Origin of the sequence: Pseudohalioglobus lutimaris (genome assembly GCF_002866825.1) — a bacterium.
Classification (GTDB): Bacteria; Pseudomonadota; Gammaproteobacteria; order Pseudomonadales; family Halieaceae; genus Halioglobus; species Halioglobus lutimaris.
Genome location: NZ_PKUS01000003.1, coordinates 14,889 through 27,885 on the forward strand (window position 1 = coordinate 14,889; position 12,997 = coordinate 27,885).

Sequence of the window (12,997 nt, forward strand, 5' to 3'; positions counted from 1 at the left end):
GCTATTGCCTGTATGTGTGCCTTCCGGAGTTCTACCAACCAATTATAGTTACTGATCAAGGCCTCCCATGTCATACAAAAGCCTTTTCACGCCCGGGCAGATTGGCCCGCTGGAAATCCCCAACCGCCTGATAGTTTCTGCGATGGGGGTCAATCTCAGCGAGGAAGGTGGCTTCTGGGGGCAGAGAATTCTGGATTTCCACCAGGAGCAGGCGCGTGGTGGTGCGGGCTTGATTCTCTCCGGTGCCTGCGGGGTGATGTATCCGATAGGTCAAGTGCAGGAATGGCAAGTCGGGATCTCTGAAGATGAGCATATCGCGGGACTGAAACGGGTGGTCGAAGCGGTTCACGGTCATGGCAGTCGCTTTGGGGTGCAGTTGCACCAGGGTGGATTGAATGCGGTGGACGATACTGTCGCCGGGCGATCCCGCTGGTGTCCATCCGAGCCCGAGTTTGATGCAGGCGACTTCGCTGATGGCCTGCTACCTTCAGAGTTGCAGGTGCTTGCCAGCACTGGCGTACCAAGCTACCGGGTTTTGACCAGGGAAGATATTCAAGAACTGGTACAGGCCTTCGCCGATGGCGCCCGGCGCGCTATGTCGGCGGGCTGTGATACAGTCGAAGTACATGGCGGCCATGGATACGTGCCCTCTTCCTTCCTGTCGCCTAAATCCAATAGACGTACTGACGAGTACGGGGGTAGTCTTGAGAACAGGGCGAGATTGTTGCTGGAAATCGTACGCGCGGTTCGTGCCGAAGTCGGCCCGGACTACCCTGTTATCGTAAAGATCGATTCCCGTGAAGTGGGCAAAGAGGGCGGCATTACACTTGAGGACGCAAAGGCGACGGCCCAATGGCTGGAACAGGCGGGTGCAGACGCTATTACTGTCAGCGCCTATCACGACTTCAGCAAGGGCAAGATGCACTCGGCTTCAAACGTCCCGCATAAGCCGAACTCCCACCTCGCCGCCGCAGCGGCCATCCGGGAAGTACTGAATATCCCCGTAATCGCCCTGGGGCGTGTGGAGGCGGAGTACGCGGACAGGGAAATCGATGCTGGCCGGTTTGAGTTCCTGGCCATGGGGCGCAAGCTGCTGGCTGATCCGCACCTGCCGCGCAAACTGAAGGAAGGGCGCGCCGACGAGGTCAGGCCCTGTGTATATTGCTACAGCTGTGTCAGCGCAATTTACAAACGTGAAAGAATGTACTGTGCGGTCAATCCAGAGTGTGGCCGGGAATATTTGCGTGGGCAGGCGCCACGGGCGGCGAGCGCCAAGCGTATCGTGGTGGTGGGCGGTGGCCCAGCCGGAATGGAGGCCGCACGGCGTCTCTCCATCGTCGGTCATGAGGTTATTCTACTGGAGAAGGGTGATCGACTGGGTGGTACGCTGCGTTTTGCCGCACTGGCCTACCCCGCGAATGAACGTTTGTTGGACTGGCTCTGTCTGCAGGTGAATTTCATGGGGATTGATGTGCGCCTGAAGACGGCCGCAACCCCAGAATTGATTGCGTCCATGGCACCTGATCATGTGGTTGTCGCTACCGGGGCTCGACGTGACCTGCCACCGATACCAGGTTCAGAGTTGCCACATGTATTCAGCGGCGATGACATGCGTAATCTTGTGTTGGGTATGCACTCGGGAAGTGTCAGGGAGAAGACCTCACTGTTCACACGGGTTGCTACCCGTGTCGGGGCAACTACCGGGCTTACCTCAAACCTTGGTTTCGTGCGCAAGGCGACACGGATATGGATGCCACTGGGTAAGAATATCGTGATTATAGGTGGTGAGCTTGTAGGCCTGGAACTGGCGGAGTTTCTGGTGGAACGTGGCCGCAAGGTCGCGGTGATCGACGAGACGCCGAAATTCGGAGAGGGACTTGCTTTAGTGCGGCGCCTGCGGATTCTTGCCGAGTTACGAGAGCACCAGGTGAAGATGCACCCCGGTGTAACGGATATCCGTATTGATTCGGGGAAGGTGTGCTTCAGTGGCAGTGACGGCGATTCTCACGCGGTTGTCGCCGATGAAGTGATTGTGGCCAAGGGCGCGACCGGAGACTCTACCCAGGCACAGGCATTACGGGCTGCAGGCTTGACCGTTCATGAAATCGGTGACGGCTGCGGGGTTGGTTACATTGAAGGGGCCATGCGCTCAGCAATGGAGGTAGCGGACACCATCAATGCCGAGTTTGGATGAGATAAGTGACGCGATGAGAGCGATTCAAATTCTACAAACGCGGTAGTTATACGCTGGCTGCTACGAGACAAAGCGCTTGCGGGATTATGTGATCGGATTCTCGCGGAAGTTGAATCGACTATGACTAACGATACATTGATTCGATGCTGCTGGTGATTTCTGGATGGATGGTCCCAGAATGGTCCCACGCGAAAACCGGAGTAACATAAATCCTATAAAATCAACAGGTTATGGGTAAAAATGGCGGAGAGCGAGGGATTCGAACCCTGAGCCATGCTATTTTGCGCCTCGCCATGCCTCCTAATGCCTTGTAAATCAGAGAGTTAAAAAATGGGCCCGGCATTAGAAGGCATCAGAAGGCGTGAGGGTGGTCCCATGGTGGTCCCAAGGATAGATAGTTGATGGGGGCTGCTGTAACGCTGATCCAGCGTTTCGGATGGCACGGCATCCAGGCTGTTCTCAAGCTGGTACACCCTTATCCAAATTACAGGGAATTAGAAGGGATCGCGCAGAATCGTTACTCTGGCTGGAAAATGTTCTGGCATCGCGCTCAACAATAAGTGCCCCCTGGACCACATATTCATGGTGGGCGGCTCTCGCTAGGCCGTCGCTGTCTTCGTCCCAGCCTTCTTCCTGGCTTTTGACTTGCCAGCTTTCACGGCAACCAAGCCTTCCGCAGTCACCTGCTTGGTCGGCGTCCATTGCTCCAAATCGGCCTGGCATCTTGCCAGCGTGTGATTGGCTTGCATCGCCATCCAGCTCTCCGCCGAACGCCCCAGCACCTTACTCACCTTCACTGCTAGGGCTGGCGACAAGTCGATTTTTTCATGAACAAGACGGCTCAAGGTGGACTCTGACACTTCCAGCGCACCAGCCAATTCCGTGGCGGTGAGGCCCAACTCATCTATATAGTTGCGCTTGATGAACCCGCCCGGGTGTACAGTAATTTTAGCCATCAGTGATAATCCTCATAATCCACGACATACGCGTCGCCGTTCTCAAATTCGAAGGTCATTCGCCAGTTGCCACTGACCCAAATAGCGTGCCGCCCTTTATCCTTTCCCTTCAAAGGGTGTAGGCGCCACCCCGGCAAATCCATATCCGCAATGTCCGTAGCGGAGTCCAAGGCGGCCAACTGGTCGCGCAGTTTGTCCTCATGGTCGGGATTGATGCCCCGGGTATTTTTACCTCCGCTATCGAATAATTTCTTCAACCCTTTGTGCTTGATGCTCTTGATCAATTCCCACTTTCCTTCTGAGTACGCGAGCAGCGTAGTAAAATATTGCATATTGCACAAGATGCAATATTAAGTACGCTGTTGCTGGGGTGCCCCCAAATAGACCGTGTGCATGGCGAGATACAAATCCGACAATAGTATCAGAACGTTAGCTATTGCCGCTTTCACCGATCACTACTACGCTCAGGCGACATGAGAGACGTCATTTACCTACTTTTTCACCTGCTCACCGCCCCGGCCAAGCTGATTAGACCCGGTGGCAGCCGAACTGTTATTGCTGAGAATCTACTCCTGAAGCAGCAGCTGATAATCCATAACAGGTCAAGGCAACGTGCACCATAAGGCGGGCGCAAGCCAGATCCAAAAGGACCGTCCAAAGAAGTCATAGATACCATTGTTGCGATGAAACAGCGTAATCCACGATTTCAGATGGCCACACTGTACCGCATGGCCAGTGCCAGCGACACCATCGATGGAAAGCCAACCTGCGAGTGCTTAAGACAGGCGAGATTAAATCACTGCCACATGTACCGATGTCGCATCCATTTGTTGAAAGACTGATTGGTGGTATTCGGCGAGAGTTGCTTGATCAAACACTGTTTTGGACTGCGACAGATCTGGAAAACAAGCTGCGGGATTATCAGTGCTGCCACAAACAGAGCCGAACTCTTACTGTCCGGGACGGGGCTCCACCCTTGAGCTCTGAGGGAAAAAAGGTAATCGACATCAATAGTTACCAATGGGACAAACACTGTCGCGGGCTATTCGAACTACCAGTAGCAGCTTGAATTGTGAATTCGCCAGGGACACCTTCAGAAAACCTTGGTCAGTTTGATTCTGATCAGATGATCATGGTACCCATCAGTATCAACCTGTAGCGTCTTGCCATAATTCAGTTGAACACCGAAGCCCCGGGGAAGATACATACCCAGTGTCCCACCGAGCGCGAACTTTTCCGTTTCATTGCCAGCTCTGACGCCATCGGTAACTGTTGCGCCACCAATCACGTATAACGCATCAACAGAACCCCAAAACCGGCGTGTAAAATCGTGCGTAAAATTCATTTCCAGACTGTAAAGAGGACGTTGCTCCAACTTTTCAGCATCGGTCAGGTCATCATTATCACCGTACCAGGTAACCCCCGGAGTGAGTTCCAGGCTGGTCAACTGACCTGGCATAAGTCCCTCCCCAAAATACCAAGCCACAGGAAGAGCTACCTGAAACGCCCAGCGATTGGCCCCGAGATTGAATGTTTCATCTGCGTCGTATGAGCCCAGGGGCAGGGTCAGCTTGCTCTGAAACCCCAGTGTAAAATCCGGCTTGTAGGAACTGAACGCTTGGGGTGACAACGCAGGTGACCCCACCACGCCAATCACCATTCCCAATACCGGGTCCGCAACACCTGAATTGCTCGACTGTTTGGATGTCCCAAGCAACTTGCCATCCAGTTCCCCCCCAGGAACCAAAGCGAAAAAACCGGCAGCTCTACCAGCAACTTCGTCGACTCGGGTAAGTTGCACCGCGACTAAATCGGCCTTGATACGGGCAGCAGGTTCGGCAGGACTGCCATCAACGTTGAAACTGGTGTTCTGATGAATGGGCATCACATTCAGTGTCCGGGTTCCGACCGGCGCCAATTGGGTCGCCCTTGGGCCATCGCCAACGCCAGCCACCGAAAACCCGGAAAGCAGGATCAGTAGAAAGCCGGCGTTGGCACATCGCGTCGCGAACCTGGACTCACTCATCATTAGAACTCGCTGCCAATAATTCAGGGAGATTCAGATTCAAAAGCCCGGCCCTGATGGTGGCCTTGAGCGCAGGCCTACTCTTCTGCCTGACCATCATTTTTATCACCGTCGTAAGCTAACGCCGCACTCGCAAAGTGCTTTCTGACAAAGGGCATGTAAGCATGCAGAAACAACGCTGGTTTTGATTCCTCGGCATAGCCATTCAATACGTCTTCTAACTCCTTTACTTTCTCCGGGTGCTTGTGAGCCAGGTTTTCCCGCTCTGCTACGTCGGACTCGAGATCGTATAACTCATTTGATGAAGGCAGTGCGGCATTTTTCACCAGCTTCCAGCGACCTTTTCTCACCGCTCCTCGATGTATCTCGGCATTAATCAGAATGTCAGCGTGAGGACTGGGGGCATCACCGGTGATCACTGGCCAGATATCCTTGCCATCGAGCGCGTTTTCACTCTCAACACTGCCGCTGGAGAGTTTGACCAGCGTGGGGAAAAAATCGACAACGTGAACCATTTCAGCAATCGCACCCGGCTCGATGCGTCCCGGCCAGTTTATGAAGGCAGCGCTGCGCACCCCGCCTTCATACAGCCCGCCTTTGGACCCGCGGAACGGCGAATTATCAGCCGGTGCAGGCTTGTCACCCTTGGCCATTGCCGCCGCCGCGTCATACTCGGCGATGCCACCATTGTCGGAGAAGAAAAGCAGTAAGGTATTGTCCCGCAGACCCTTTCTCTCGAGCGCTGCAATCACCTCGCCTACCGAGTCATCCAATGCCGCTGCCATGGCCGCATAGACGCGGCGTGTTTCATCTTCTATTCCCGAGACGCGGTCAATGTAATGTTGCGGCGCCTGATAAGGAGCATGCACCGCGAGGTGAGGCAGATACAGGAAGAACGGTTTGTCGGTACTTTGCTGTTCAATAATGCGAACAGCATCCCTGGTAAGTTGGTCGGTGAAGTAGCCCTGTTCATCGAGGAGTGCGCCGTTACGCTGCCAGTCCACCGACCCGGCCCGCTCTTTGGTATAGAAATCGACTTCTCCCAGTGTGGTGCCGTAAAAGTAATCGAAGCCCCTGTTCTGCGGCCAGAAAGACTGATCAGCGTGACCGAGGTGCCATTTCCCGATGATGTAGGTTTTGTAACCGACGTCCTGCAATGCACTGGCCAGGGTTCGCTCGCTGTGCGGCAGGCCGTAGGTCTGCCCCGGAGTAATCACGAATGTCTGCAGCCCGTAACGGATCGGATAGCGCCCGGTCATAAAGGCAGCCCGCGTGGGGGTACAGAAAGGCTGCACATACAGCGACTCGAAACGAGTTCCGGCCGCGGCAAGGTCATCAATATGGGGCGTCAGCACATCCTCAGCCCCATTGAAGCCGACATCGGCAAAACCCAGGTCATCGGCAACGATGACCACGATATTTGGCTTGCCGTGTGCCTGAGCAGGTTCGCCCGCAACAACAGGTCCCGACAATCCAAGCGCCACTACCAAGGCAAGCACTGCTTGCAAACCACTGCCTTGCCACCGGCTGCAATATGTGGATTCGCGCCTGTGCAAAAGTCTTACCGTAGGCCTCAAGATTCTTCGTTGCCTCCCCGTCGTTACCAACACTCTTCGTCCTCCTCTGCGCCGACTGGGGTAATGATTACCCAGGAAGTTGACTTGCGATTGTGGCTATCTACGCCACCATCAACGTAGATAGCTTTTCGGTGATCTGATCGCCGTGCACGGCATTGCCGCGACGCTCGAAAGTGCAAAATGCAGCCGCCCAGCACAAGATCAGAAGCGATATCTTGCCTGGACGGCAACGGAACGACCGCGCTCCGGCACACCGAAGTAGCTGTTGCTGTCCGTCAGGGCCACATCGTTGCGCCAGATCATGGTCTTCTCGTCGGTCAGGTTCTTGCCGATCACCGCCAGTGACCAGCTATCGCTGATGCTGGCCAGGGCGATGCGCAGGTTCACCTTGGTTGCCGAGTCATGCTTGGTGTTGGGGTCCAGGTCCAGCGAGGAGTAGAAACTGCTGGTGAAGTTGACGTCGAGGTTGTTGCGTAACTCGAGGTTGTCACCCAGCGGCAGTATCCACTCCGCGTTGAGGTTGCCACTCCACTCCGGGGCGAACAGGAGAGTTTCACCGCTGAGGTCCTGCCCGCCGCGTTCGCCGGGGGCGATGTTGGTGCCGTCTTCGCTCAGGCAGCCGGGATTGGCCACCGGATCGGAGACCTGGGGCACGGTACAGGTGGCGCCGGTAAACGTGTCGTAGGTGGCGTCGAGATAGGCAACCGCGCCGCCGAGGGTAAAGCCCTCGGCCAGCAGCCAGCGGCCATCCACTTCAACCCCCTGGCTCACTGATTCGCCGGCGTTGCCGACGCGGAACACGTCACCCACCAGGGAACTGACCTGGAGGTCGTCATACTCCATGCGGAAAATGGCGAGGTTCAGGTTCGCCGCGCCATCGGCCAGGGTCATCTTGGCGCCGAGCTCATAAGCCAGCACCGTTTCTTCGTCGTAGTTGAGAATGGAACTGTCCACTCCGGTATCCACTACCCCACCGTCGGGCTCGCCGGTGAAGATATTGCCGGTGCGTGCCGTGGGCCCGGCGTTGCTGTAGGCCTCATCGAAGCCGCCGCCCTTGTAGCCGGTGCTGATGCTGGCGTACACCATGGAATCATCAGTGACGTCCCACTGCAGGTTGGCGGACCAGGTGACCTTGTCCTCGTCACGCTCCAGGCCCTGGAACGAATGACTGCGTAAATCCTCGATCAGGATACCGCTGGCAGGATTGGCCAACACCACGAAATCCGCGCTGAGACGCGCGCCAAGGCCCGGGTTGGAAGCGGCCTTGTCGAGATCCTTTTCCTCTTCGTTGTAGCGCAGGCCCAGACCCAGGCGCAGCGTATCGGTAAGCGCGTAGGTGCCCTGTGCGAACACAGCCCAACTGGTCGAGTCCTGGTCGAACTGCGTGGGGATGCGCTCGTCGGTGGTGAAGGTCAGCCCCGCTACCGACAGGGGCCCGGACTGCAGAAAATCGGTGTCGGTGTTGGTCTTCGCTACAGACAGTTCCGAGCTCTGGTAATAGGCGCCCACTATCCAGTCAAGGGTCTCGCCGCCGGGCGACACCAGACGGACTTCCTGGCTGAACTGCTCGTACTCCTCCTCCTGGAAGCGATTGAGTGCGGGCACGGCGGCGATATCGCTGTTGGTATTGCGCACGGTGTCATAGGTCGCGTAGCCGGTGATCGAGGTGAATGTGCCCACATCGATATCCCAGTTGAGCGTCAACAGGGCCACGTCGAGTTCGGTGTCGTCGGTATCGAGGATGTCCCCGGCGCCACGGTCATGGTCATCAAGGACCGGAAAAGGTGACTGGCCGAGGTAGTTGGTGGGCTGATCAGACTGGTACACCACCTGCGGTCGGCCGAGGGTTTCGAAGTCGCCATGCTCGTACTTGGCGATGATTTCCAGTGTATCCGTGGCCTCCCAGAGCAGGCTGCCGCGAATAAACAGGTTATCTTTGTCCGGCCCCTCCTTATCCAGGGTCTCGTTCTCCCACCAACCGTCCATGCCCTCGTAGCGCACGGCGAGGCGGCCGGCCAGGTTATCGCTGAGGCCACCGGTCAATACGCCGGTCAGTATCTGCTCGCCGTGGTCCGGGTCGTAGAGCGCCTCGACGAGACCGCCGGTCTCGAAGTCGGGGCGCGCGGTGGTGATATTGATGGCGCCGCCGATGGTGTTCTTACCAAAGAGGATTCCCTGTGGCCCCTTGAGCACTTCCACCCGCGCCAGGTCCAGGGTCAGCGGCACCTTCGCCAGTTGCCCCCTGCCGGAGTAAAGGCCGTCTATGTAGAGACCCACCGACTGTTCGAAGCCCTGGTTAGTGCCTGAGCCCACGCCGCGAATGAAGATATTGGAGGTGGCCTGACCCTGGTTGATATTCACATTGGGAATGTACAGCGCCACCTGCTCGAGGTCGGTAATGCCTATATCGTCGATTCTGTCACCGCTCATCGCCGACACCGCGATGGGCACGTCCTGCAGGCTCTGCTCGCGCTTCTGCGCGGTAACCACCACTTCCTCCAGCATCAGTTGCTGTGCCATCAGTGGCGCAGTGGGCACCATGGCAAGCGCTATGGCAATGGGGGTAAGGCGGTGAATGGCTGTAGTGCGCATGAGAGCTTTCCTCTATTTGAATTATTCACGGCCCTTTAAGACTATCATCGGTATCACAATAAACTTTTGATTTGGCGACAATGACTTGCGATGCCGTGACAAGCCTGCCTCCGTTCGCGACAGTTACTCGCCTAGCGAGACACGCCGGTGTACCAGATCGGGGACGTATAGGCGCGCTCCTGCAGCGTCATGGTTATATCGTCGGGCAGGTCTATCCCGAAACGAGCCTGGTCGTAGGCGGTCCAGCGCGGCGTGGGTATTTCGATCACCCGGGCATAATAGAAAGCATCCTGTGCGGGATCGAAATCGGGATCCGTCCACACCGTGGTCAGCTCCGCCGCGCCGATGGTATTGGTCCAGGTGGGCACCGACATGTCGACAGTATTGCCAACCGGCGGCAACTTGCCATCTTCGCCTGGCACACGATCCCCTGACCACGCCACATCGTAGACTTTTTCCTGCGCAGTGCCCTGGTCATCCAGCCAGCCCTTGACTACCTGCACACGATCGAGGTTGGCCCCGTCCGGATCGCGCATGGCGGCTACCAGAAAACTGGGGGCGCTACCTTTTCTGGCTGCAGGCAGGTCGCCGCCCATGGGTACGCCTTTGGCATAGCCCACGCGGGCGATATCGCGGCGTCGCTCATCCGCGGCATCAAGGCCATAGCCGCCAAAGAAACGCACACGGATACGGGTGCCGGTGGTGGCATAGGCCTCGCGTCGCTGCATGGCATCGAATACTTCGCCGCGCGTATTCTCCCTCGCCCAAACCGCCACCAGGCTACCGGCCGAGGTTTCCCAGCCTTGGCGAACCAGGCCCAGTTCCTTGTTCTGCTTGGCGACCGCCGTGGCCCGCTCCGGCCTGGGCTCCTCAGGCGTATTCTTGCTGAAGAAATTTTCCTCGCGTGCGGTGGAGGCCGCCAGGTGGGTATCGGTGGAACCGATCATGCCGAACTTGTAGGGGTTCACGCCCAGGGCACTGCCCAGTTCAAGGCCACGCTTAAGGCCGGAACGTGCATACTCGCCCGACAACATGTCCGGCGTCTTGGCCTCACTGAGATCGAGATTACCGATGTCCCAGGTCTCGAAGTCGGCGAACTCGTCATCCGTTGACAGCAGTGGGTGGGATTCGCCGTCGCCCTTGTGCTGCGACACTTCCACCAGGGGCTCCCAGCGCTGGCGGGTGCGCGCGTACTCGGCGTCCAGCCCCTTGCCCTTATTGAAGTCGTCAACCAGCGGGAACATCCAGCCATTTGACAGGTTGCCGTTGTGCGGTATGGCGAGCATCTGCCCCCCGGTGAGGGCCTCCCAGTCCTGCATCCACTTCCAAAGGTCGCGGGGGTTCGGGCTGCCCACCGGGGGAGTTGTGGTATAGGGTTCGACTTTTTCCGCCACGGCTGCGTTGTCGCGCATCAGCACCACGCGGTGCAGGTTGTTGCCGTTAACCAGGGACGTCCATTCAAAGCCGAACAGGGTGGTAAAGCGGCCGGGTTCGTTGAACTCCCGACCAGCCGCGACCGTGTCTTCCCAGGCGGAACGGTAGGCGGGATTGCCGGGCTGGTAGTTGAGTGCCTCGGGTACGTCACCCTGGGCAAAGCGGGCGATCATACCCACCATGGCCTTCTTGGCGGTCATGCCCCCGGCGTTGAAGGCCGCATTGAGTTCACGGCCATAGGGGTCGGCCATGATATTGGGTGCGCCTTTCAGTATGTCGGTGATCACGCCCATTCCGTCACTGTGATCGGTGACTGCGAGGAAGTCATAGGGCCGAGAGATTTTGAGGGGCAGCCCGGTGTTGGAGATGACCTCGTCGCCGCGGGCGAAGCGATAGGCATCGCCGGGCATGAGGCGCGTACCACCACCGCCGGCGTCCGCCGACAAGCCGGAATGCACGTGCACGTCGCCGAACAGCACCTGCGTGGGATAGTCGCGACCTGCATAGGGTGAGAACGACTTCTGGGCATCTGTTGCAGCCTGCGCGGGCAGGCTCATGGCGACGGTGATGACTGCGGCAGTTACCATGCCTGGCAGTGCGCGTTGCTGCATAAGAATAACTCCTGTTGATTGTGCCGATGATGCGGTAATTATTTCTGGTAAAGGCCTTCCATGACCTGGTCGACGCTGAACGAGGCCGGCCGCTGCCGCGGTGGGTACTGCATCAGCGAGCCGACAAAACGCTCCACCGCCCCCCTACCCTGCATGGCCACCGGCGCGACTTTCTTGTCCCACCAGTTGTTGTAGCCATTGGAATCGGTATCAGCGCGCTCGAAGGGGTCGCGGCGGAGATGGAATATCTTCGGTATGCGCAGGGTGACAAACGGGTCCCGCCAGACATCAAAACGGCTGGCGCGCTGTTCGGCGACCACCATTTTCCAGTCGCCCACGCGCACCGCCGTCAGCAAGCCGTCGTCGCTGAAATAAAAGAACTCCTGGCGCGGCCCCGTCTCGGCTTCACCGAGCAGGAAAGGCAGGAAGTTGTACCCGTCCAGGTGCACCCGGAAATCTTTCGAGCCCACGCGCTTGCCTTTTTTCAGTTCCTCGGCGATATCCTTGTCGCCCACCGCCGCCATCAGTGTCGGCACCCAGTCCAGGTGTGACATCATCTGGTTGCTGATACTGCCAGGCTGAATTTGACCAGGCCAGCGCGCCACCGCCGGCACGCGGAAGCCCCCTTCCCAGTTGGTGTTCTTCTCGCCCCGGAACGGGGTGATTGCCGCATCAGGCCACATGTTGTAGTGCGGGCCATTGTCCGTCGAGTAGACCACGATGGTGTTATCGGCAATGCCCAGCTCGTCCAGCTTATCGAGGAGCGCGCCCACGTGGCCGTCATGCTCCACCATACCGTCGTTGTAGAAACCCTGCCCCGAGGCCCCCAACTGCTCGTCTTTAACGTGCGTGTAGTAGTGCATGCGCGTGGAATTGAACCAGACAAAAAAGGGCTTACCCTCGCGGTGGGCCTTGTCCATGAACTTCAGCGATGCCGCCAGGAATTCCTCGTCCACGGTTTCCATGCGCTTGCGCGTCAACGGTCCCGAATCCTCGATGCGCCCGTCGGCATAACTGCGGATCACACCTCTGGGGCCAAAACGCTCGTGAAAAGCCGGATTCTTCGGGTAGTCAGGGTCTTCCGGCTGCTCCTCGGCGTTGAGGTGGTAGAGGTTGCCGAAAAACTCGTCGAAACCGTGGTTGGTGGGCAGGAACTCATCGCGATCGCCCAAGTGGTTCTTGCCGAACTGTCCCGTCGCGTAACCGTGAGGCTTGAGCAGTGCCGCCAGAGTTGGGTCTTCGGGCTGTATGCCCAGGTTCGCACCGGGGATGCCCACCTTGGTCAAGCCGGTGCGCACGGGGTGCTGGCCGGTGATAAATGCCGAGCGGCCGGCAGTACAGCTCTGTTCGCCGTAGTAGTCGGTGAAGATCATGCCTTCATTGGCGATGCGGTCGATATTGGGCGTGGGATAACCCATCATCCCCAGGCTGTAACGGCTGATGTTCCAGTAGCCGATGTCGTCACCCCAGATCACCAGGATGTTGGGTTTGTCGGCGCCCTGGGCCAGTGGCGCGAGGCCGCAACAGGCCAGCAGCAGTGCCAGCAGTCGGCCAGTCAATAATCGGGTTGCCATTGTTATTGTCTCCTGCTTTTCGAGTAATCAGTG

8 protein-coding genes are annotated in these 12,997 nt (G+C 57.7%); 1 reads left to right on the plus strand and 7 read right to left on the minus strand.

Features of this window, described 5'->3' with window-relative positions:
* Positions 1–67: 67 nt before the first annotated feature.
* Positions 68–2,194, plus strand: coding sequence for an oxidoreductase (locus tag C0039_RS04700; protein WP_101517401.1), 2,127 nt, complete (start codon positions 68–70; stop codon positions 2,192–2,194).
* Between the two features lie 599 nt (positions 2,195–2,793).
* On the opposite strand, the gene C0039_RS04705 is transcribed toward C0039_RS04700, so the two are convergent.
* The 7 genes from C0039_RS04705 to C0039_RS04740 form a co-directional block, all read right to left on the minus strand.
* The gene (locus C0039_RS04705) at positions 2,794–3,150 is read right to left on the minus strand and encodes a HigA family addiction module antitoxin (RefSeq protein WP_076001890.1); all 357 of its coding nucleotides are present in this window, start codon (positions 3,148–3,150) and stop codon (positions 2,794–2,796) included.
* A complete protein-coding gene (locus tag C0039_RS04710) occupies positions 3,150–3,434 on the minus strand; it encodes a type II toxin-antitoxin system RelE/ParE family toxin (protein WP_076002486.1) in 285 nt (94 codons plus the stop codon). The genes C0039_RS04705 and C0039_RS04710 overlap by 1 nt, the downstream gene beginning before the upstream one ends.
* A gap of 809 nt (positions 3,435–4,243) precedes the next feature.
* Positions 4,244–5,179 carry a transporter gene (locus C0039_RS04720; RefSeq protein WP_101517402.1) on the minus strand — a complete coding sequence of 312 codons (936 nt, stop codon included), beginning with the start codon at positions 5,177–5,179 and terminating at the stop codon, positions 4,244–4,246.
* A gap of 74 nt (positions 5,180–5,253) precedes the next feature.
* The gene (locus tag C0039_RS04725; protein WP_207796369.1) at positions 5,254–6,675 is read right to left on the minus strand and encodes an arylsulfatase B; all 1,422 of its coding nucleotides are present in this window, start codon (positions 6,673–6,675) and stop codon (positions 5,254–5,256) included.
* Positions 6,676–6,954: 279 nt separating this feature from the next.
* Positions 6,955–9,345: a TonB-dependent receptor gene (locus C0039_RS04730; protein WP_076001893.1), complete on the minus strand. Its 2,391-nt coding sequence runs from the start codon at positions 9,343–9,345 to the stop codon at positions 6,955–6,957.
* A 131-nt stretch (positions 9,346–9,476) separates the two neighbouring features.
* On the minus strand, positions 9,477–11,390 hold the full coding sequence (locus C0039_RS04735; protein WP_101517403.1) for a DUF3604 domain-containing protein: 1,914 nt from the start codon (positions 11,388–11,390) through the stop codon (positions 9,477–9,479).
* 38 nt (positions 11,391–11,428) lie between these two features.
* The gene (locus tag C0039_RS04740) at positions 11,429–12,964 is read right to left on the minus strand and encodes an arylsulfatase (protein WP_076001894.1); all 1,536 of its coding nucleotides are present in this window, start codon (positions 12,962–12,964) and stop codon (positions 11,429–11,431) included.
* Positions 12,965–12,997: the final 33 nt, after the last annotated feature.

Excerpts from the sequence above, each read along its gene's own strand:
- C0039_RS04700 (WP_101517401.1), top strand. The coding sequence starts at position 68 with ATGTCATACAAAAGCCTTTTCACGCCCGGGCAGATTGGCCCGCTGGAA.
- C0039_RS04705 (WP_076001890.1), bottom strand. The coding sequence starts at position 3,150 with ATGGCTAAAATTACTGTACACCCGGGCGGGTTCATCAAGCGCAACTAT.
- C0039_RS04720 (WP_101517402.1), bottom strand. The coding sequence starts at position 5,179 with ATGATGAGTGAGTCCAGGTTCGCGACGCGATGTGCCAACGCCGGCTTT.
- C0039_RS04730 (WP_076001893.1), bottom strand. The coding sequence starts at position 9,345 with ATGCGCACTACAGCCATTCACCGCCTTACCCCCATTGCCATAGCGCTT.
- C0039_RS04735 (WP_101517403.1), bottom strand. The coding sequence starts at position 11,390 with ATGCAGCAACGCGCACTGCCAGGCATGGTAACTGCCGCAGTCATCACC.
- C0039_RS04740 (WP_076001894.1), bottom strand. The coding sequence starts at position 12,964 with ATGGCAACCCGATTATTGACTGGCCGACTGCTGGCACTGCTGCTGGCC.